The organism is Elizabethkingia miricola, assembly GCF_001675285.1.
In the GTDB taxonomy this organism is placed as follows: domain Bacteria; phylum Bacteroidota; class Bacteroidia; order Flavobacteriales; family Weeksellaceae; genus Elizabethkingia; species Elizabethkingia miricola.
On record NZ_LSGQ01000004.1, the window covers coordinates 145,385 to 164,822 of the forward strand.

General features: G+C 36.1%; 23 protein-coding genes. 7 read left to right on the top strand and 16 right to left on the bottom strand.

The window, feature by feature from the left end; genetic code table 11:
• The first annotated feature begins 35 nt into the window (after window positions 1–35).
• Complete coding sequence (locus tag ATE49_RS06635) at window positions 36–479, top strand: carboxymuconolactone decarboxylase family protein (RefSeq protein ID WP_059155650.1); 444 nt, start codon at window positions 36–38, stop codon at window positions 477–479.
• An 82-nt stretch (window positions 480–561) separates the two neighbouring features.
• Here ATE49_RS06635 and ATE49_RS06640 read toward each other — a convergent pair whose 3' ends face one another.
• The 5 genes from ATE49_RS06640 to ATE49_RS06660 all read right to left on the bottom strand — a co-directional run bounded on the left by ATE49_RS06640 (window position 562) and on the right by ATE49_RS06660 (window position 6,041).
• Window positions 562–1,608, bottom strand: a complete 1,047-nt coding sequence (locus ATE49_RS06640; protein ID WP_065081525.1) for an MBL fold metallo-hydrolase — start codon at window positions 1,606–1,608, stop codon at window positions 562–564.
• Between the two features lie 112 nt (window positions 1,609–1,720).
• Window positions 1,721–3,304: a Na+/H+ antiporter gene (locus ATE49_RS06645; protein ID WP_059155648.1), complete on the bottom strand. Its 1,584-nt coding sequence runs from the start codon at window positions 3,302–3,304 to the stop codon at window positions 1,721–1,723.
• 32 nt (window positions 3,305–3,336) lie between these two features.
• Window positions 3,337–4,344 carry a bestrophin family protein gene (locus ATE49_RS06650; protein ID WP_059344363.1) on the bottom strand — a complete coding sequence of 336 codons (1,008 nt, stop codon included), beginning with the start codon at window positions 4,342–4,344 and terminating at the stop codon, window positions 3,337–3,339.
• A 56-nt stretch (window positions 4,345–4,400) separates the two neighbouring features.
• Window positions 4,401–5,351 (bottom strand): hypothetical protein, encoded by a 951-nt coding sequence (locus ATE49_RS06655; RefSeq protein WP_065081526.1) that lies wholly within the window; start codon window positions 5,349–5,351, stop codon window positions 4,401–4,403.
• Window positions 5,352–5,378: 27 nt separating this feature from the next.
• Complete coding sequence (locus ATE49_RS06660) at window positions 5,379–6,041, bottom strand: NAD-dependent epimerase/dehydratase family protein (protein WP_065081527.1); 663 nt, start codon at window positions 6,039–6,041, stop codon at window positions 5,379–5,381.
• Window positions 6,042–6,328: 287 nt separating this feature from the next.
• On the opposite strand from ATE49_RS06660, the gene ATE49_RS06665 reads away from it, so the two are divergent.
• Genes ATE49_RS06665 through ATE49_RS06675 form a run of 3 tightly spaced genes read left to right on the top strand, consistent with a single transcriptional unit; the run spans window position 6,329 to window position 7,568 of the window.
• Window positions 6,329–6,763, top strand: a complete 435-nt coding sequence (locus ATE49_RS06665; protein WP_065081528.1) for a MarR family winged helix-turn-helix transcriptional regulator — start codon at window positions 6,329–6,331, stop codon at window positions 6,761–6,763.
• A gap of 3 nt (window positions 6,764–6,766) precedes the next feature.
• On the top strand, window positions 6,767–7,189 hold the full coding sequence (locus ATE49_RS06670) for an organic hydroperoxide resistance protein (RefSeq protein WP_009084380.1): 423 nt from the start codon (window positions 6,767–6,769) through the stop codon (window positions 7,187–7,189).
• A 10-nt stretch (window positions 7,190–7,199) separates the two neighbouring features.
• Window positions 7,200–7,568, top strand: coding sequence for a DUF1304 domain-containing protein (locus tag ATE49_RS06675; protein ID WP_065081529.1), 369 nt, complete (start codon window positions 7,200–7,202; stop codon window positions 7,566–7,568).
• A 221-nt stretch (window positions 7,569–7,789) separates the two neighbouring features.
• Here the strand turns inward: ATE49_RS06675 and ATE49_RS06680 are convergent, their stop codons facing one another.
• The 8 genes from ATE49_RS06680 to ATE49_RS06715 all read right to left on the bottom strand — a co-directional run bounded on the left by ATE49_RS06680 (window position 7,790) and on the right by ATE49_RS06715 (window position 13,812).
• Window positions 7,790–8,299 carry a GNAT family N-acetyltransferase gene (locus ATE49_RS06680; RefSeq protein WP_065081605.1) on the bottom strand — a complete coding sequence of 170 codons (510 nt, stop codon included), beginning with the start codon at window positions 8,297–8,299 and terminating at the stop codon, window positions 7,790–7,792.
• Between the two features lie 2 nt (window positions 8,300–8,301).
• The gene (locus tag ATE49_RS06685) at window positions 8,302–8,805 is read right to left on the bottom strand and encodes a ClbS/DfsB family four-helix bundle protein (protein WP_065081530.1); all 504 of its coding nucleotides are present in this window, start codon (window positions 8,803–8,805) and stop codon (window positions 8,302–8,304) included.
• A gap of 65 nt (window positions 8,806–8,870) precedes the next feature.
• Complete coding sequence (locus ATE49_RS06690) at window positions 8,871–9,668, bottom strand: DUF6896 domain-containing protein (RefSeq protein ID WP_065081531.1); 798 nt, start codon at window positions 9,666–9,668, stop codon at window positions 8,871–8,873.
• Between the two features lie 41 nt (window positions 9,669–9,709).
• Complete coding sequence (locus ATE49_RS20535; RefSeq protein WP_260255787.1) at window positions 9,710–10,699, bottom strand: hypothetical protein; 990 nt, start codon at window positions 10,697–10,699, stop codon at window positions 9,710–9,712.
• An 88-nt stretch (window positions 10,700–10,787) separates the two neighbouring features.
• Entirely contained in the window at window positions 10,788–11,414 is a 627-nt protein-coding gene (locus ATE49_RS06700) for an NAD(P)H-binding protein (protein ID WP_065081532.1), read from the bottom strand.
• 67 nt (window positions 11,415–11,481) lie between these two features.
• Entirely contained in the window at window positions 11,482–11,892 is a 411-nt protein-coding gene (locus tag ATE49_RS06705) for a cupin domain-containing protein (protein ID WP_065081533.1), read from the bottom strand.
• A gap of 1 nt (window position 11,893) precedes the next feature.
• Window positions 11,894–12,820 carry an alpha/beta hydrolase gene (locus ATE49_RS06710; protein WP_065081534.1) on the bottom strand — a complete coding sequence of 309 codons (927 nt, stop codon included), beginning with the start codon at window positions 12,818–12,820 and terminating at the stop codon, window positions 11,894–11,896.
• A 74-nt stretch (window positions 12,821–12,894) separates the two neighbouring features.
• Window positions 12,895–13,812 (bottom strand): alpha/beta hydrolase, encoded by a 918-nt coding sequence (locus ATE49_RS06715; RefSeq protein ID WP_065081535.1) that lies wholly within the window; start codon window positions 13,810–13,812, stop codon window positions 12,895–12,897.
• 282 nt (window positions 13,813–14,094) lie between these two features.
• Here ATE49_RS06715 and ATE49_RS06720 point away from each other — a divergent pair, with 282 nt between their 5' ends.
• On the top strand, window positions 14,095–15,066 hold the full coding sequence (locus ATE49_RS06720) for a DUF6624 domain-containing protein (protein ID WP_065081536.1): 972 nt from the start codon (window positions 14,095–14,097) through the stop codon (window positions 15,064–15,066).
• Between the two features lie 4 nt (window positions 15,067–15,070).
• Here the strand turns inward: ATE49_RS06720 and ATE49_RS06725 are convergent, their stop codons facing one another.
• Window positions 15,071–15,646 (bottom strand): Crp/Fnr family transcriptional regulator, encoded by a 576-nt coding sequence (locus tag ATE49_RS06725; protein WP_034867460.1) that lies wholly within the window; start codon window positions 15,644–15,646, stop codon window positions 15,071–15,073.
• 75 nt (window positions 15,647–15,721) lie between these two features.
• On the opposite strand from ATE49_RS06725, the gene ATE49_RS06730 reads away from it, so the two are divergent.
• Window positions 15,722–16,414: an HAD family hydrolase gene (locus ATE49_RS06730; RefSeq protein WP_065081537.1), complete on the top strand. Its 693-nt coding sequence runs from the start codon at window positions 15,722–15,724 to the stop codon at window positions 16,412–16,414.
• Window positions 16,415–16,577: 163 nt separating this feature from the next.
• On the opposite strand, the gene ATE49_RS06735 is transcribed toward ATE49_RS06730, so the two are convergent.
• Complete coding sequence (locus ATE49_RS06735; protein WP_260255789.1) at window positions 16,578–18,146, bottom strand: hypothetical protein; 1,569 nt, start codon at window positions 18,144–18,146, stop codon at window positions 16,578–16,580.
• A gap of 29 nt (window positions 18,147–18,175) precedes the next feature.
• Window positions 18,176–18,454 carry a winged helix-turn-helix transcriptional regulator gene (locus ATE49_RS06740; protein ID WP_260255790.1) on the bottom strand — a complete coding sequence of 93 codons (279 nt, stop codon included), beginning with the start codon at window positions 18,452–18,454 and terminating at the stop codon, window positions 18,176–18,178.
• A 142-nt stretch (window positions 18,455–18,596) separates the two neighbouring features.
• On the opposite strand from ATE49_RS06740, the gene ATE49_RS06745 reads away from it, so the two are divergent.
• A complete protein-coding gene (locus tag ATE49_RS06745; RefSeq protein ID WP_065081539.1) occupies window positions 18,597–19,358 on the top strand; it encodes an MBL fold metallo-hydrolase in 762 nt (253 codons plus the stop codon).
• The last annotated feature ends 80 nt before the right edge of the window (window positions 19,359–19,438 follow it).

A 19,438-nucleotide genomic window follows, 5' to 3' on the forward strand; every position in this document is an offset into this window, starting at 1 on the left:
ACTTTGTAACATCAATATCAAAATACTTGGAAACAATGGAAAAACGCATCAACATTGCTCAGACAGAGCCACAATTGTACAAAGCGATGTACGGTCTGGAAGCAGCGACTGCCAAAACGGAATTATCAAAAACGTTAAAAGAGTTAATAAAAATCCGCGCCTCACAAATTAATAATTGTGCGTATTGCCTGGATATGCACACTAAAGATGCTATCAAAAATGGTGAAACCCAACAACGTATATTTGTACTAAGTGCATGGCGGGAAGCGACATACCTGTTTACTGAAGAAGAACAGGCAGTACTGGCTATGACTGAAGAAGTTACATTAATAAGTAATAACGGAGTATCCGAAGAGACTTATCAAAAAGCATTAAAACATTTTACTAAAAATGAAGTAGCTCAGATTATTATGGCAATTATTACCATCAACGCATGGAACAGAATAGCTGTCAGCACTCATTTACATATTGGTGAATAACCAATACTCAGTAAAACTTAGAAATCACGAAGGCACAGGTATAATACCCGTGCCTTCGTGATTATATTTATAAAGATTTCGGCTACATAATCTCCTGCCACCATTTATCCCATTTTTTATTAAGCTCATTCAGGTTCAGCTTCTCTCCTATTCTGGGAGTTGCTACCGGAATACTTTCCGTTTCTGCAGCAGCGGTTACCTTTTCCAATGGTTCATACCATGGGTGCTGTGCCAGTTTAAACTTGGAATTGTGTACCGGAATAAAGCTTTTTGCTTTCAGTTCTTTTACTTCGGTCATCATTTCATCCATAAGCGTATGGATATATGGCCATTTATCACCGTATTGTCCACATTCCAGTATAGCAAGATCAAAAGGTCCGAATTTCTCTCCAATATCTTTAAAATGCGGCCCGTAACCACTGTCTCCTCCTAAAAATAATTTCATTGCAGGAGTCTGTAATACAAAAGAAGTCCACAAAGAAATATTACGTTTAGTCAGTCTTCCGGAGAAGTGTCTTGCTGGTGTTAGGGTTACATTGAAACCATCTCCAAGATCAATACTGTCATACCAGTTTTTTTCAATAATTCTGTTTCTGTCCCAGCCCCAGTATTCAAAATGCTGAGCTACTCCAAGTCCGCAGATTACCGTTTTAACTTTAGATTTTAAAGCCTGTACTGTTTTATAATCTAAATGATCCCAATGGTCATGGGAGATAAATAGAACATCTATCACCGGCATATCTTCTGCCTGATAATGATTGGATCCTTCAAATGCTTTTACAGAGCCTGGTACAGGCGAAGCATTGCCACTGAAAACAGGATCCACCAGGAACCTTTTCCCATCCAGTTGAATAAAGTAAGAACTATGGCCAAACCATATCATAACATTTTCTTCCGGCGCAAGATTCTTCAGATCAGTATTCACAAAGGGAATCGCCTTTTTAGGTCTTGTATCCGGGTATTTTGTTTTCAGAAAAGTCCACAATACTTTACCCATTTTCTCTCCTTCTGCCAATGCAGGAGTAGGAATAAGATTATGAAACTGCCCATTTTTATAGTTAGGTAATGTCTCGAAGAACATTCTCCGTTCGTTATCGGGGAATTGCCCCATCTGTTTTATCAAACTCATTTTGTCGTTTTCAGCCGCTTATAATGCAGCCTTTGAAATTTATATTCTATATCTTAATACAGACTGTGAATAGCCCAATATTATAGTAAGACGATTAAACTTATAAAATACTTTAACCAATCTTTAATCTTTCTTCTTCAAGATCCAGTTTTACCAGATAATGCCTTACATACTCTTCGTCAATTTTCGGATTATTACGGTTTTCTTCTCTTAGCCATATCCTTTGCTCTTCTAAAGCATTGAGATACATTTCTCTTGTTTCATCCGAAATTTTACGGGAAGATTCTTCCTTGTCTTCTTTTTCCCATTGATCCATCATCTTCCGAAAATATTCATTATCACTTTTCTTATGCTGGTAGTTTTCATTCAGGTAGGTAAAAGCGGCATGCCGCATTCCTTTTCTTAAGAATTCTTCTGTCTCATCTTTTGATAAATAATCACCTTCCCTTTCTGTAATGTTTAAAACATTAATAAGTCCCGGCAAGGTTAATCCCTGCAAAATAAGTGTCACCAGAATTACAATAAACGTAATAAAAAGTATCAGATTCCTGTGCGGAAACAATTCACCATTATCCATTTGCACAGGAATAGATAATGCCGCCGCCAGCGAAACCACTCCGCGCATTCCTGTCCAGCCAAAAAGTATTGGCGCTTTAAATCCCGGATTCCTGTCCGCTACATTAATAAAATTACGGGCTATAAGGGTTACAATAACTGCACCAAAGGCTGCAATGAATCTTACAATAATCAAGGTAAGGGTTATTATTAATCCATATCCTACAGCTTCAGAAAGCTCCACTCCTTCATTTTGTAATCCTTCCTGAATTTCAGGCAAATCCAGACCTATAATAAGGAAAACAATACCATTGATAAGAAAAGCAAAACTTTCCCATACATTCAGCCCCCTAAGGCGTGATTCGGAGGTACGTAAAAATTCATGTCTTCTTACGGAAAGAAATAAACCTCCACTAACTACAGCCAGTACACCGGAAGCATGAACTTCTTCTGCCGCGATGTACATAATATATGGTGTTACAAGGCTTAGGATAGTATCCATATTGACATCGGAAGGGAATATCTTGTGAACTTTTAAAAAGATAAAAGCAAGTAAGACCCCTATTCCAATTCCACCAATAATCATCCAGCCAAAGCTTGTAGCGGCATCCTGCCAGATCAATTGTCCTGTAGCTACTGCTACCATTGCAAAACGGAAGATAATAAGTGAGGAAGCATCATTAAATAAACTTTCACCTTCCAGTACTGTAGAGAAGTTTTTGGGTACTTTCACAAATTTTAGAATAGCTCCGGCACTTACTGCATCGGGTGGTGAAACAATCCCGCCCAATACAAATCCTAAAGCCAATGAAAATCCGGGGATATAAGAATTGGCTACAAAAGCTACGGACAAAGCGGTAAGAAAAACCACGATGAAAGCAAAGCTGGTAATAATACGCCTCATGCGCCATATCTCTTTCCACGAAACGGAAAAGGCAGCTTCATAAAGCAACGGTGGCAGGAAAATTATAAAGATTAATTCAGGATCTATTTTTATTTTAGGAATACCAGGAACGAAACTAATCGCCAAACCGGCTACTACCAGTAATATGGGATAAGCAATTCGCAGCTTATTTGCCAACATTATAGCGAGTACAATTACGATAACCAGTCCAAGGTAAAAGACAAAATTTTCAATCATACGAATATTTATAAAGTATTAAATGATTTGGTTTATAGTACAATATTATTTTTTGGAGTAATAGGTTGTGGAAGGTCTTTTTCATCCAGCATATCCCGCATATCGATTTCTATGGTCCGGCTAATCTGAGTAATCGGAACATCATTCGCACTTCCTTCAAAAGGATTAACCGAACTCTCCCCCACCGTATCCAGTGTATGAAAAGCCCAGGCAATAATTGCGGAAAACGGAATATTAAACCATACTGTATAGCCTTGCAAAAAGGTTCCTTCACCCAATTTATCCATTTCTTTTACCAGTCCAAAAGGTGCCAGTATTACAAAAATAAAAAGCAGATAGGTAGCAATAGAAGCAAAATTTCGGGGATATGGAAAATTCTTGATACGCTCTGCTTTTCCCTGATCATCTGTAAATTTTATAATAGATTGCTGTAGCAATGTCCACTGAAAGTCATTGATCTCACCTGCTTTTTTTAGTTCTCCAAACTCTTCAGATTGTAATGCGGTAAGCTGTGTTGCCTTATTTTTTTTAGAAAGAATATACTCCAGTTCTTCTCCGGATAGGTATTGCTTTAGCTCTTCTTCCAGATTAGAGTTGAGTTCAGGAATTTCATACCTGCTGTTGCGATAAACAGAATTACTTTTTTGGCTCATATTCTCCCATGTACGAGGCTCCCGCAGTTGAAATCTAAGTGCCGTAAGCCAAGCAAAATGCCGGTAGAAAATTCTTTTCACAACAGAAGATTCTTTTCCCCCCAGTGTATCCCGGACTGAATAAGCAAAACTTCGGCTATCATTAATTATTGCGCCATAAATTTGCCTCGCTTCCCAAATCCTGTTGTAACTGGCATTGTTTTTAAATCCGACAATGAAGGCTACTGCAGTACCCAAAATAGCAACAGGCTGCCAGGGCAATCCTATAAATTTCCATCCTATAACATATAGAACCGTCGGAACTGTAGCAATAATCAACATTAAAAAGGTATCTCTTTTAGTCCATTTTGCGAACTCAAAAGGGGTGTAACGTTTTCCGGTGTGCATCGTGTGTTTTTTGTTAGTGTTTTTATTCTGTTTCTATTAATTATTTCTCATCATATTTAATCTGAAAATACAGGTGACAGTTCTTCCTGATACTTTTGAGGAAGAATTATTTTTTTGTTCTCCATATCTACCCGAAATTTATATAGTTTCGTTCTGTCTTGATTTCTAAGATCGATCCACTGATTATTATACTTTATATCCCAAATGCCATAATCACCATTTACTACAAAGCTTTTACTAAGGTTTTTCCGGTTCCAAATCTTTGTTTTTCCACCTGTGGATTTTCCTTTCCACCAAAAATCGCCCGCAAAAACATTGCTGACACTTGGAGGCCGCAATACCTGTTTGTAATCCTTTTCCATTATGTCGTTAAGATCTCCCAATCCGGAAGCATTTCCTTTGTAGCTTTTAATCAGTTTTAGATGATCGTTATATACATTTACTATTCCTTCACCGTAAAATATATGCAGTTGCTTTACCTCCGAAGTTCCGGTTTTTGTATAAAAGTCTGTAAAATATTCAGATGCTTTCACATCTTTTATCAAAGGTTTTGTTATATCAGAACTCTTATAAATATCCAGTTTATGGTCGTGTACGCCGACAAAATATTTTCGCCCTTCTTTAAAAAACTGATTGCCCACAGCCGAATATTTACGGGGCAAAACTATTTTTTCTTTAAATCGGTCAGCAATAAGGTAACTATTATTGGCATCCTGAAAATGTTCATATTTCTTATCATTCAAATAAACATTCTGCCATTTTACTCTGTCCAATACTGTTTTTTCTCCGGTTTCTCTGGAATAAAAACTTACCTGATTCCCATTTTGGAGTGACAGATAATCTGTAACCAATAAGTTAATATCGCTGTAATCAGGCGTCACATATTCTTTTTGATTCTGTATATCTACAATACCATATTTATTATTAACACCAAAAGCTTCATAGCGCTCCTGTGCTCCGACAAAAGCGGTAAACAAGCTTATACTCCATAAATATATTTTCCTCATACTTATTTGGTAAACTATACTTTAAAATTATCCAATTGAGAGTTTCTTGATATCACCCACTTCCAGTACATGTTTTGGGTAGCCGCGCAATGTAGCATTAATCATTGCCTTTCCTACTTCTTCCAGTGTAAGGAAATAGGTGGAACTAATAGCTCTTAAAAGCGGATAAACAGCATTAATAAATTTAAAGAAGCCTTTTATATTTTTAGCACCTTTCGTAGGTTTCATAAAGCCTGGACGGAAATTGTAAACAGCTTTATACGGAAGTTTCATCAGGTCATTTTCTGTTTTTCCTTTTACCCGTGCCCACATTTGTTTTCCTTTCTCGGTGCTGTCGGTACTGGCTCCTGAAACATAACAGAAAGTCATTTGTGGATTTACTTCTGCCAGTGTCTTAGCAAATCCCAGTGTAAGATCATAAGTAACTTTGGTATACTGCTCTTCATTCATTCCTATAGAAGAAACCCCAAGACAGAAAAAGCAAGCATCATATCCTGTAACCTGACTGGCAAGCACCGATATATTACTGAAATCGCTATGCAGTATTTCTTCGATTTTAGAATGGGTATAGCCGCTCGGCTTTCGGTTAATTAAAAGAATTTTCTCTATATTCGGATTACTGATGCTTTCCTGCAGCACGCCCTCTCCTACCATTCCTGTTGCTCCGGTTATAATCACCTTTAGTTTCATATCGTATTTTTGTTATTTAATCAAATTTAATTATTCTCATTTAATTTTTCACATCCACATTTTCATTACTTTATGCTTTATCGATGTAAAGCAAAAGTAAAATAACCACAGCATAAATCATTTAAACAAATCACGGTAATTATGAAACTTATTACTGGTAAATAAACTCCTTACCAGTGATGCTTTACAAAGTATATACAGAATATCAATTGGGTAAATAATATTAATTTATCAAAATTAAATTGTGTACAATTTAATTTTGATAAATTTGTATAAGAAATTAAGAAATGAAAAACCTACAGCAGCTAAAACTAGACAATCAGATATGCTTTCCAGTGTATGCTTTATCCAGAGAGATTGTAGGGCGCTATCGTCCACTTCTGGACCAACTGGATATTACCTATCCCCAATATCTCGTTTTGCTTGTTCTTTGGGAATATCAGGAACAGTCTGTTTCTCAGCTTGGAGAAAAATTATATTTAGACAGCGGTACCCTTACCCCACTACTAAAGCGTCTGGAACAAAAAAATTTGATTACCCGATCCAGGAGTAAAGAAGATGAGCGAATCGTGAAAATAAAGCTAACGTCTGAAGGCCAAAACCTGCAGAAAAAAGCAGCTAGTATTCCAAAACAGCTTTTTGAAGATATGAAAGTACCTGAAGAAGAGCTTAAACAACTGAAAACAACAATAGAAAAAATATTAACAACTTTAAATCAGTAAAAAATGAAAACATTGTATACCATAGGTGCTACAGCTACCGGCGGAAGAAACGGACATGTAAAAAGTGATAATGGCGTTTTGGAACTTGAAGTACGCTATCCAAAAGGATTAGGCGGCGCTAATGATGACTATGCAAATCCTGAGATGTTATTTGCGGCTGGTTATTCTGCATGTTTTGACAGTGCTTTGAATTTAGTTATTAAATCTGCTAAAATTCAAACCGGTGAAACAACAGTAACGGCTAAAGTCGGAATTGGACAGATTGAAAACGGTGGATTCGGTTTAGAAGTTGAACTTCATGCCAATATTCCCGGAGTTACAATAGAAGAGGCTCAGGATCTGATTGAGAAAGCACATCAGGTATGTCCTTACTCAAATGCCACAAGAGGAAATATTGAAGTAAAGCTTACCGTATCTAATAACTAAGGCCTGAAAAATGCAGATCATCGCTATTATCCTGACAGCTATTGTAGCAATAGAGCATTTATACATTCTCTGGATGGAAATGTTTGCATGGGAGACTGCTGGTAAAAAGGCATTTGGACGGGCTTTGCCTCATGACTTATTTAAGCCTACCAAAGGATTGGCAGCCAATCAGGGGCTTTACAACGGTTTTTTGGCCGCGGGTCTGGTCTGGTCATTTTTAATTGAGAACCCGGAGTGGAGCATCAACGTACGTATATTCTTTCTTGGATGTGTTGCTATTGCCGGAATCTTTGGAGCAATAACAGCCAGTAAAAAGATCTTTTTTGTACAGGCATTGCCAGCATTATTAGCGCTTGCATTTGTTCTGCTTTCGAGATAAAATTATTCATTATACTATTTAGCCTTGTCAAAGTTTGAAACTTTGACAAGGCTTTTCTTATGATATTTTCAATTATTAAATAACCCTTTATGTTGTTTACTTAATGCTCTAAATAACTAAATGGTAAAATAATTTTGTTCTTTTTTGGTTTGATCCAAAAGTCACAAAAGGAATTATTCAGGGTAAGGTGGAAAATAGTTATGCATCAAAAACTTCCGGTACTAGAAGTCCCTACTCTCTATTTTATAAATCACTCCTTTATGCCCATCAAAGTCAAAATCTCTTAAATACTTCATTCCCAATTTTTCCAAAACCTTTACAGAAGCAGTATTATCCTGCATTGCTCTTCCTATAATAGTATTCAGGTTAAGTTTTTTAAATCCGTAATCTATACATGCTCTGGCACTTTCAGTTGCAAAGCCTTTATTCCAGTAATGTTCAAAAAAGCGAAATCCAACATCTGTTTCATCTGTACTGCTGTTATATTTTAATCCGCACCACCCCAGAAATTCATTATTTACTTTACTTATTACAGCCCAACGTCCATATCCATTGAGTCTATAATCTTGGTAATTTTCCAGAAATTCTCTGGCTTCATCAATATTCTGAAACGCTTTATCTCCGGTATATTTTATAACATTTGGATTTTCATTCAGATTAAAGAAACCTCCAGCATCATCAGGATTGAGTTCTCTGAGCAATAATCTTTCTGTTTCTAATATTGGTTTCATAACTACTTTTCTTTCTTCCATTTTCTGATTCTTCCTCGAGCGTTGTTATAAGGTGAAGCTGTGTTAAACTGTATCATTCTGCCCAAAGTCCATTTCTCGTACCATCCGACTCCATATAATTCATCATTGGTTTTACTTTGAATAAGAGCTGTAATTTTCTTTACCGTATCATCAAGCTTTTGAATCAGCGTATTAAAATCATCGTTCTGATAATCTGCATAAAACTTTTGTGCCAGTTTACCCAGCTCATTCCATTTATAACCTGTTTCCGGAAAATCTACAGGTCTATTTTCAGCCCTGCTTTTATTCCATTTTAGCACTAGTTCACCCCATCCGATAAGGTAAGCTAAAAGATTATCAATGCTCATCAATGTACCTTTTGCATGGCCATCTAATTCTTTTACTGCCGTCTCCTCAACAGAAATAGTTTCCAGCTCTTTTTTTAGTTTGCTGTAATTTGTTTCTATAGCTTTTAATAGTTCTTCTTTATTTGTAGGAACAGGCATTATATTTGACTTTATTTTAATAAAAATTATGGAAATAAAATTAATCTTTTCATAATAAAAATGAATCAGCTTAATCTTTGTCGCAAAAATTTAAAAAAATTGAATTTTATTTTTTTATTATTTCCATTTCGAAGATTGCAAATTGTTTCTGTTTCAATTTTATTTCCCCTATTTTTAATGACTGTACCCGAGTGGTGGTCAAAATCTGAATTGATTTTTTCAAACTTTCCGAGGTCAGTCATAGTTTGATTTATTCTCACTCCGTCATGATAATCTTCATAAATTCCAATGGGTAGAGGATAATATTTAGAAGATGATTTTATATATTGAGTAAAAAAATAAGGATCAAGATCACCAAACTCTAATCCAAAAACAATAGAAACTTCAACATACTGCTTTGTTTCTGTATTAGTAAAGCAACAATGAAATCCATGAAAATAAAAATCCCATTCACCTAATCTGCCTTTTTGCTTATATTTTTGCCAATATCGAAGAAAAGCAAAATATGGAATTTCATTATGAATATCTACCTTTAAATAACCAGCTAAATCAAAAATTAATTGTGTTGCCAATTCTCTATAATCATAAGCGCACTTTTCAAAAAAATCCTGATTTGATATAATTTCTTCTTTTGTAATGAGTTTCCTTATTATTATTTCCGGTTTTATTGTATGTATACCGATTATATGATTAGGGAAAAATTCTTTAAACCTTTCTCCAATTTCATTTCGTTTATGTTCATTTTTTTCAGAAAACTTCAAGACTACCTTTTTATTTCTAGGTAGATTTAAAAAATATTCATCTGATGGAATATCATCAAATATTTTTATTTCTATGGTTTCTGTTATTGGCTCTAATGACATCTTCTTTGATAATTAAATTTTTTCAATAGTATGATTAAAAACTATTCCTCAATATTTAAATCAAGTAGGGGAAACACTGTCTGTTTTACATATCTCGCCAAATTCTTCTCTACAGAATAAACTACTGATTTACGTCTTCTTAATTCCCTAAGCAAACTCTTGACAATAGTTTTTCTTCGCTTATTTTCCTCAATTGTATAATCTTTCTCATTTCCAATATTATCATATAGAAGAATACATAATGAACAAATTAGTATCGTCATTTTTTTATCACTAAACTTCTTTTCGTCGATAAATCTCAGAATGATTTTATAATTATCATTTCCTGCTATTAAAATCTCTTCGTCCTGTCTATCAAATACATAATCTGGATTCCGCCCCCATAATTCAATCAATGATTTATCTATTTCAGGACCAATTAATGAAGTAAATTTTGCTTCTGATGAGCCACACTCAGAACAAGATGTTTCCCAGATTTGTTTAGCGTTATATAATCCAAATGCTGCTTCCTCTTTACTTAATGGGAATATATCTATGTAATTACAATTTCTACAGACACGTTCTATTCTATAATCTTTTATATTGATAATATTAAACATTTCCTCTTCAATCTCTTCTCTGTCAATTATTTTTTCAATAAAAGTAACTTCTATGGTTGGCTTTTTCCAGAAAGGATATAATAGTGGTCGTGAGCTACTCAGTGGATTAAAAGTACCATCAGGGAGTTCCATATCTACAGTTATTTTCGTCATATAACTTCCTCTGATTTCTCTGGTAATCCGTATTTTGCAAGTGAGCAAATTAAAAACTTCCTCAATACCCGAATCCAGATTATCATAATCCTCACTATAATGGCTATGATTTATTCCATAGCCAACAATCAGTTCCGTTTTGTTTGCTGTAAGCCAAAACTCTGAATCTTCTATTTCCAGAGTTTTATTATCATATTCTTCAGAAAAATTTACCCGCTCTCCAAGCTTTGAGATCAGAAGGTCCTTGATTAAATTAAATTTCTTTTGGTGCGATTCCATTATCCTCAAAGATATTCATAATATTAACAAACAAAAAACAAGTCCCTGTAGAGAGACTTGTTCAGAAGATATTTAAGGTTAAAATGGTTTACATAAAAGCAGGCTTATCACCTTCAGAGCCAGGTTTTTGAACACCTACACTGGCTTTCAGATCCTTATCGGGATTCAGAATAATGTTTGCAATGTAGCTGGCTACAGCTTTTCTGGAAACTTCAGTTCCGGTGAAGTCCTCACCCTTTTGTGTTGTTTCATAGTCCGTTTCTTCTTTATCCGTTAGCCACGATGGACGCACTATCGTATAATCGAGATCCGAGTTTTCTATAATGTCTGCTGCCTGACGGTAACGGACAAGATCGGCTCCGATAATGGCTTCATTCCATTCTCCGAATTTCCCGGGTACTTCTTTATAGATTCCCAGAGAGGTTACAAAGATGAGACGCTTTACAGCTTCATCATCCATTGTTTTTACAATTGCCTGAGCAAAGTGATTCATGGGTCCGGAAAGATTGGCGTATACAATATCCTGACCTTTTATGGCTTCCTCCAGATCAGCGGGATTTAATACATCACCTTTTATTATTTGTGCATCTTCATTTAATCCGTTAGTATTTCTGGCAAATAATGTTAATTCTATATTGCTGTTGTCCTTAAGAAAACTGACAACATGTTGTGCGATGGCGCCATTGGCACCCAATATTAATACTTTAGTCTTCATAATGTTTGGTTTTGAGTAAATATTCTCAATCATTTACAGACGGAATTATATTCCTTAATCTCTCAATCTAACCGGCACTGTTATAAGCCTCGTCGGCTACAGGCTCCTCCCAATTAACCAGCCCTTTTTCTGCATTGATACCAATAGCAGTATGAATCATAACGCCGTCGGGAGAAGCACCATGCCAATGTCTGATACCAGGCATGATATTCACATAACCTCCGGCTGAAATTTTCTGTACAGGCTGACCTTCTTCCTGATAGAAACACACTCCTTCACGGATCAGTAAAATCTGATTGCTGCCATGTGTATGCCAGTTATTTCTGGTACCCGGCTCAAATAGCACTTCACCAACATAAGCATCTGTTGTATCATCAGGAAAAACATATGTTTTTAACCATGCCTTTCCGGTAAAGTATTCCTGCTGTGCCGGAACAAAGCCCATATCTTTTATTTCCTGTTCTGTATACTTTTTCATTTTACAAATTTTCTTTAAAGAAAGGTATTGCTCTTTCCAACGCCTGCCTTACTGGTTCAGGCTGATCATAAAGATCATAATGGGAATATCCCTTCACAATTAAAAGTTCTTTCTTCTCAGACGCTGCACGGCGAACAACTTCAAAGCCGTCTCTGTATGCTCCAAAACCACCCGGCTTATCTCCGACAACAACCAATATAGGCTGTGTCAGCAAGGTTTCACACAGGTGGAAAGCATCCCAGCCCATTCCAATACCCATTCTGGAATACACGGCACTGGTTGCTCCTCCTGGAGTCTGTCCTCTGGATGTTTTATAATAATCTGTAGCCTCCAATACATCGATATCCTCAATTCCGGATTGTTTTCCTGCTTCAACAGAATCCGGTAACATATTGATCGTTAATAGATCTCCGCCTTTAGCTTCACTTGACCGCTGCTGTGCTACATTGTCAAGCACCTCCATAGGGCTTTCTCCTGCAAAACCATCACGTAATAGGCGTCCAAAATTAACTCCTGTAATAGATACTACAGCTTTAATACGTCTCTCGGTCATGGCAATGTTCAGTGCATAAGCTCCGCCTCCACAAACACCTAAGATCCCTATTCTCTCTTCATCGACATAAGGGAGGTTAATCAAATAATCGACAGCATAACGGACATCATCTGTACGCTGATATGGATTTTCAATATACCTTGGCACACCACCGCTTTCTCCCTGAAAAGAAGCATCGAATGCAAGTACTACAAATCCTGCTTCTGCTAAAGCTTTTCCGTATACATTTCCCGCTGTTTGCTCTTTGCAGCTGCCAATTGGGTGCATTGTAACAATTGTTGGGTATTTTTTGTTCTGGTCAAAATTTTCAGAAAAATAAAGAATTCCTGCATTTTCCCATGCTATATTACTGAATGTTATTGCTTGTGTATTCATTACATCTATTCTTAAGAATATTATTTTATATAAAGCCATGCCGAAGCCTGAAACTCTGACATGGCTTTACCGGATTAAAGTTTTTCTGCAAAGAATGGTGCCAATTGTCCAACCGCTTCATTTACATAGTTTTCTCTGTCATATAATGACATATGATTGGCTCCCTCTACAATATATTTTCTTTTATCAGTGGATGCTGCAATATTCAGCAAGTCATCACTCATCCATGCACTTCCGGCTACACTACCTACTACAGCTAATAATGGCTGGGTAAAGAAAGCTTCAGCTTTGTTATATGCATCGTAAGAAATAATTTGAGTTAAGCTCCTTGCCGTGGCAAAACCTGGCGCTGTTGGATACTGGCAACGATCGGTATGGTAATATTCCCATGCTTCTCTTAATTCTTCATTTGGCGCATCTTCTTCACGCATTGGTGCTAAAGGAATTGTCTGAATTCCTTCTTTTGCATCTGCAGTTCTTGCATTGGATCCTACGATTAAATAAGGAAGTGCATCGGCATCTTTTACATTATTTTCCCATCCGTTGCGGAACATAGAACCAATATTTACAGCACTTACCATTCCTACAGCTTTAATGCGATGATCATTAATCGCGGCATTAGCTGTATAACCTGCTCCGGCACAGATTCCCATAGCACCGATTTTTTCTGTATCTATATAAGGGAGTGTTGTTAAATAATCAATCACTGCACTTACATCTTCTGTCCGGATATATGGATTTTCGAGCTGACGTGGTTCTCCGGTACTTTCACCCTGATAAGAAGCATCATAGGCTATAGTAACAAATCCGTTTTCGGCTAATTTACGGGCATACAAACCAGCTGTTTGTTCCTTGACTCCACCACCGGGATGAGAGACAACTACTGCAGGATATTTTTTATTCTTGTCGAATCCTTCAGGGAAATTGATAATTGCTGATAAGGTAATTCCCTGTCCATTTTTGTTTTCAATGTTGATTTTTTCTTGTGACATGACTTCTGTTTTTTAATATTAAACTTTTAATGAATTATCTGTTTCTGATTTCTGAAGCAAAGTTATATCAGCTATGGAAGGAATAATGAAAACAAATTACGGGAATGATGAAACAAATTACTGTGACTGTTTAAAATTCCTTTCAATAAAGTCTTATAGCAAAATGAAAGAGCCAAGTTTCTTTTGTAGAGCCTGATTATCGCTATAAATATTCACAAATAAAAAATCACATCAAAGAGAATTAAGATATAAACTCTATATTTGTAATTCTAATAACATTAAATGAAAATCTGGATTTTAATTATTTCATTCCTTTTTACCAGCCTTATTTATGGCCAAAATTCAAAACAATTAATAGATCAATCAATTGTTTATCTAAAGAATAAAGATAATATAAAATTTGATCAGACCAGAGACAAAGTATGGTTTGCCTTTCTGAAAGAAAATATATCATATTACAACAACGCTATTGAAAATATAAAGAAAAAGCAGTATCCGGATGCATTTAAAAATCTTGACAGTATAATTTCCGAAGACTATTTTATCGATACAATTCTGGCTGATAAAAATTTCTCAGCATTACATCATATGGAAGGCTGGAAAAAATTCACCAATCAGATTAAAGCTAAAAAATCAAAATACAATAACGATGTCCGTTTAAAATTACTTGATGTACAGAGCAAAGATCAAAGTATCAGATTGATTTATCAGGAATTGAAAAAAACTTATACAGACGATAGTGATCTGGTAAAATCTGCAAGTGAAAAAATGAAAAAAATTGATCTTGAAAGTGTGGATATTGTTGCAAAAATAATTGACAAATATGGTTGGCTTGGAAAAGATAAGATCGGAAAAGAAGCTAATGAAACTCTGTTTCTGGGAATACAACATATAGACGATTTGGTTGTACAATCCAAATATCTGCCGGCTATTAAAGATGCTGTAAAAAAAGGAAATGCTGAGCCATGGCATCTGGCATTTTTAACAGACAGAATTTTAATGAATCAGGGTAAAAAGCAGATTTACGGAACACAGAAAATTATCACGAAAAAACCTGAAACTTCCTATATCATTCCTTTGGAAAACCCTGAAAAAGTGGATGAACTAAGAAAAGAAATTGGTCTGGATCCATTAAATGATGATCTGCAGGAAGATGGACTTTCCTGGAATCTTGAAGATTATAAAAAAGATTTACCCAGAATAGAAAAGCTCTATAAAGAAAGGGTTGAAAAACTCCTGATTAATAAAGGCTAATTGTTTATTTCTTAAGATCTTCCAATTGTTTTAGAGCCCTGTTCAGACTTCTTATAGTAATTCCTAAATAGGCAGCCATGTCTTCTTTGCTCATTGGTGTCCCCAATTGATCTTGCAGCGTAAGCAAACGGGACAGACTGTGTTCTGTTGTGTATAACTGCTGATAAGAAGCTCTGCTGGAAGTATTGACAATACGTTTTGAAAAGACTTCGAGTAACAGATTATTGAATCCAAGGTCTTTGGTGAGTAAGCTTCTGAAATATGGAACTGAAAGTGCATAAACAGTAACGTCCGTCATTGCCTCGATATTACACAAACACGGAATATGCTGCAACAGCTCTATCTCTCCAATAATTTCTCCTTTCCCAAGGAATTCCAGAATAAAATCTTTGTCATTTTCTTCCTTTACAAAACATTTGGTAATCCCTTCTTTTATCAGCATTACTTTGGTAATACTACTTCCCTGTTCCAGTAGTTTACTTCCTTTTTTAAATGTTTTTACAATAATGTCTTCTTTACGCTGCTGTTCTTCGTAAAGCTGTGCCATATAAGCTAAAAATGACTGATGGGTACGTAACATATTTTTGTCAGGACAAATGTCCTTTTCTGTATGGATTTTGTTTCCGAATTTTGAACCTGAAAATTACGAATTAAAATGAAAAATAAGATAAAAACCATTGCCTTTGATGCCGATGATACACTTTGGATAAACGAACCTTACTTTCAGGAAGCTGAAAAACAGTTTTGCAATATGCTTCAGGATTATTTGCCACATCATACTGTATCCCAGGAATTATTCAAAACGGAAATGAAAAACCTCCACTTATATGGTTATGGTGTAAAGGGATTTATGTTGTGTATGATAGAAACCATCGGCAGAATATCCGGAAATACAGCTCCAATAAACCTTGTAAATAAAACCATTGAACTGGGACAGGAATTATTACAAAAGCCTATTCAGTTACTGGAGGGTGTACAGCATACTCTGGAAAGCCTTAATGGTAAATACAGATTGGTAGTGGCAACAAAGGGAGATCTTCTGGATCAGGAACGCAAGCTTAAAAATTCGGGATTGCAGGATTATTTTCACCATATAGAAATTATGAGTGATAAGCAGATCAGTGATTATACAAAACTACTGAAACACCTGGACTGTCAGCCGGAAAATTTTCTGATGCTGGGGAATTCCATAAAATCGGATATACTACCTGTACTGGATTTGGGCGGCTATGCTGCACATATTCCATATCATATCACATGGGCACATGAACAGCACGAATCTACTCTGCAGCACAAAAATTTCATGGAATTGAAAAGAATAGATCAGGTATTGGAGTATTTGGATTAGCATTTAAAGAACATAGCTTTTCCCAACTATACAGCAATGTAAAACATTAAGAAATTAAGATTATTAAGGTCTCTCTTGTATAATTATCTTAATACCTAAATGATAAAATCTTGTGCATGAATACTAAAAAGCCCTGTAGAGGATTCTGACAGGGCTATATTTTTTAAGATTCTTCTGATTCTTCATCACTTACAAGGCTTAATTCTCCACGGAGATAAGCTTCATTCAGACTGTCAATATTCCGTTCCAGTCTGTTCCAGTAGCGGATTGCATTCTTATACTTATCTACAGCTGTAACAGATACCTCATAAAGCCTGGATTCGTAATCGTTGCCTTCCTGACTAAATAATACCGGAGCTATTCTTCCATCTACAGTTTCAACAAGATCAAAATGCCAGAAATCAAAAATCTCTTCATCACCTTCACTATATTCCTGACGGATTACACTTATACGGCTGCAATAATCTTCTTCAGAATTCCTTTGTCGGAATTGTAAATGCAGAGAGCCTAAATCCAGTGAAGCATCATCGGTATAATATTGCTTACTCTTTTCCTGTACCAATGGCAGGTTGAGTATTCTTTCTATTTTTTCGCGGGTAACAGTCTCCCGGAACAAATTTTTCAGATGTACCATTTCTGAATACTGCCATAAAAATACATTCCACTGGGTGTTCATAAAATCCTGAAGCTCCTGGGGTGCATTTTTATCCAGAACCAGCCATTTGTCTTCAGGGAAAATCTTATAAGCCTGTTCCACACGGTATTCTTTTCTTCCGGTTAATTTGCCCAGCATGTTCTGGTGTTCTGTAAAATAAACCATACAGGCAAACTTTTCTTCATACTGAAAGTATACAGCGGTTGTTTCGGGGCTACCAATAATTGTATAAACCCTGCGGAATACAGGTCCATCCCAATATTCCAAAGCAAAGCTATTCCCCTCTACAGGTGCTTTCCCTACAAGGATATCACTATCCAGAAAACGTTTCAGATTTTGTTCACTGGGGATATTATCTGCAAAAAAGAAAGTAAAATCTTCTTCCGGTCTTTTATAAGGTTTTATATTGTCCTGCAAAACAGGAAGATTTTGTTCCATAGCCTTCATTAACCCAGAAACAAACAACCAGTCTTTCCATGAATAAATTTCTTCTTCTATTAAGTCTTCTACAGGCAGCATATACTCGGGACGTAATAACTGGCGGATATGTTCGTCGTCTTCATAATCATCTTCAACATCATCCCATAGTAAGTGATCTATAAAAATATTTCTACGTTCTTCAAAACGTTTATAGTCTACTCCATAATCTGTATTAATAAAAACTTTTGCCTGTATAGAACCTTTTACCTGTAGATCACCGTGATTATAGTCACCCCAGAAAAGTTCATTTACAGTCAGATTGCCACCAACAAAAATTTCCTGACCACCGACAACTATATTATCAGCCGTAAGATTTCCCATCACCACAAGTCCTGTAGATCCGTCGGTTTCGTTGTTATAAATATTACCTGCTTTCACATTTCCTTCTACGAAAATAAAATAACCGGTATCTTCAGGTTCTTCTCCATCGAAAAAATAAGAATGAGGATTATCGAGATCCAATGGTCTGTCCAATACCAGATCTCCCTGATAATGTAAAACGTATGCTTCCTGAGAGTCGTAATACCTCTCATTTTTATAATGGGTATCCTCCGGAAGAAGATGTCTGATATCCTGATATTTTACTAGCTTCATCATAGCCTGACTTATAATTATTTATTGGTGTTTCAATTATTTTGCAAAGACATTGTCCATTGTTCTATTTCCTGCATCAAAGGAGCTAAACTACGCCCTTTATCTGTAAGTCCATAATAAACTTCCGGTGGAAATATGTTTACCTGCTTTCTATGGACAATACCATCCTCTTCAAGTTCTTTAAGCTGCTCCAGCAATACTTTTTTAGAAACAACAGGCATAATACGCCATAAATCGGTAAATCGTATATCACCGGATTCAAAAAAATGAAATAGAATAAGAGGTTTCCATTTTCCGGAAAATAATTTCATAAACCTGTTAAAAGCACAGTTTTCAAATTCCTTATAATTCATAGTGGTTACAAAATTGTGAACAGTTTACCTGAAAGTTCATTTCTTGAAAAGCCGAAACAATCGGATGATCTTTGCCCTATACAAACTTAAAGAAAATATTATGAAAGCAAGACTTATCAGAAACGCCACATTATGGATAGAAATTGAAGGGATTAAGATACTCGTTGATCCTATGCTTGGGCAAAAAGGCAGCCTTGGGTCATTTCCATGGACAGAGGATAATCGTACCAATCCTCTAAGCGATCTCCCATTTGATTCTGAAGAATTGTCGAAGATCATTCAGAATACAGATTTCGTACTACTCACACACCTGCATCCGGATCATTGGGATGAGGCTGCCCAACAACTACTGCCTAAGGATATGCTTATCTATTGTCAGCCTATGGATGAGGAACTGGTCAGAACTTCCGGATTTACCCGTGTGATTCCGGTTACAAACGAAATCACTTATAAAGATGTCTCGATTATAAGAACCGGAGGAAAACATGGCTTGGGTAAGATCGGTGAACTTATGGGTAAAGTATCCGGTTATATCCTGAAAACAAAAAATGAAAGCCTCTATATTACTGGCGATACAATCTGGTGCAAAGATGTTTCTAATGCTCTGGATATACACAATCCGGAATATATTATTGCAAATGGCGGCGGTGCCCGGTTTAATATTGGGGAGCATGTTACTATGAATGGTGAGGATATAAAAACTATGGCTGCATATACGAGTTCAGCTTATATAGCAATTGTGCATCTGGATGCTGTAAGCCCGGTAAGAGAAGATAGAGAACTCTTGAAGAAGTTCCTCAGCCTGCATGAGATTACTCAAAATATTATTATACCTGATGACGGAGCGGTAATATTTGATTAATGATAAAAGCCGGCTAATATTAGCCGGCTTTTATACTGAAGTAATATATTTTCACTGAAAATTAAATAGATGATTAGACC

What these genes read in the sequence shown, in the direction of transcription:
- ATE49_RS06635 (WP_059155650.1), top strand. Translation starts at nt 36, where the DNA reads ATGGAAAAACGCATCAACATTGCTCAGACAGAGCCACAATTGTACAAA.
- ATE49_RS06640 (WP_065081525.1), bottom strand. Translation starts at nt 1,608, where the DNA reads ATGAGTTTGATAAAACAGATGGGGCAATTCCCCGATAACGAACGGAGA.
- ATE49_RS06645 (WP_059155648.1), bottom strand. Translation starts at nt 3,304, where the DNA reads ATGATTGAAAATTTTGTCTTTTACCTTGGACTGGTTATCGTAATTGTA.
- ATE49_RS06650 (WP_059344363.1), bottom strand. Translation starts at nt 4,344, where the DNA reads ATGCACACCGGAAAACGTTACACCCCTTTTGAGTTCGCAAAATGGACT.
- ATE49_RS06655 (WP_065081526.1), bottom strand. Translation starts at nt 5,351, where the DNA reads ATGAGGAAAATATATTTATGGAGTATAAGCTTGTTTACCGCTTTTGTC.
- ATE49_RS06660 (WP_065081527.1), bottom strand. Translation starts at nt 6,041, where the DNA reads ATGAAACTAAAGGTGATTATAACCGGAGCAACAGGAATGGTAGGAGAG.
- ATE49_RS06665 (WP_065081528.1), top strand. Translation starts at nt 6,329, where the DNA reads ATGAAAAACCTACAGCAGCTAAAACTAGACAATCAGATATGCTTTCCA.
- ATE49_RS06670 (WP_009084380.1), top strand. Translation starts at nt 6,767, where the DNA reads ATGAAAACATTGTATACCATAGGTGCTACAGCTACCGGCGGAAGAAAC.
- ATE49_RS06675 (WP_065081529.1), top strand. Translation starts at nt 7,200, where the DNA reads ATGCAGATCATCGCTATTATCCTGACAGCTATTGTAGCAATAGAGCAT.
- ATE49_RS06680 (WP_065081605.1), bottom strand. Translation starts at nt 8,299, where the DNA reads ATGAAACCAATATTAGAAACAGAAAGATTATTGCTCAGAGAACTCAAT.
- ATE49_RS06685 (WP_065081530.1), bottom strand. Translation starts at nt 8,805, where the DNA reads ATGCCTGTTCCTACAAATAAAGAAGAACTATTAAAAGCTATAGAAACA.
- ATE49_RS06690 (WP_065081531.1), bottom strand. Translation starts at nt 9,668, where the DNA reads ATGTCATTAGAGCCAATAACAGAAACCATAGAAATAAAAATATTTGAT.
- ATE49_RS20535 (WP_260255787.1), bottom strand. Translation starts at nt 10,699, where the DNA reads ATGGAATCGCACCAAAAGAAATTTAATTTAATCAAGGACCTTCTGATC.
- ATE49_RS06700 (WP_065081532.1), bottom strand. Translation starts at nt 11,414, where the DNA reads ATGAAGACTAAAGTATTAATATTGGGTGCCAATGGCGCCATCGCACAA.
- ATE49_RS06705 (WP_065081533.1), bottom strand. Translation starts at nt 11,892, where the DNA reads ATGAAAAAGTATACAGAACAGGAAATAAAAGATATGGGCTTTGTTCCG.
- ATE49_RS06710 (WP_065081534.1), bottom strand. Translation starts at nt 12,820, where the DNA reads ATGAATACACAAGCAATAACATTCAGTAATATAGCATGGGAAAATGCA.
- ATE49_RS06715 (WP_065081535.1), bottom strand. Translation starts at nt 13,812, where the DNA reads ATGTCACAAGAAAAAATCAACATTGAAAACAAAAATGGACAGGGAATT.
- ATE49_RS06720 (WP_065081536.1), top strand. Translation starts at nt 14,095, where the DNA reads ATGAAAATCTGGATTTTAATTATTTCATTCCTTTTTACCAGCCTTATT.
- ATE49_RS06725 (WP_034867460.1), bottom strand. Translation starts at nt 15,646, where the DNA reads ATGTTACGTACCCATCAGTCATTTTTAGCTTATATGGCACAGCTTTAC.
- ATE49_RS06730 (WP_065081537.1), top strand. Translation starts at nt 15,722, where the DNA reads ATGAAAAATAAGATAAAAACCATTGCCTTTGATGCCGATGATACACTT.
- ATE49_RS06735 (WP_260255789.1), bottom strand. Translation starts at nt 18,146, where the DNA reads ATGATGAAGCTAGTAAAATATCAGGATATCAGACATCTTCTTCCGGAG.
- ATE49_RS06740 (WP_260255790.1), bottom strand. Translation starts at nt 18,454, where the DNA reads ATGAAATTATTTTCCGGAAAATGGAAACCTCTTATTCTATTTCATTTT.
- ATE49_RS06745 (WP_065081539.1), top strand. Translation starts at nt 18,597, where the DNA reads ATGAAAGCAAGACTTATCAGAAACGCCACATTATGGATAGAAATTGAA.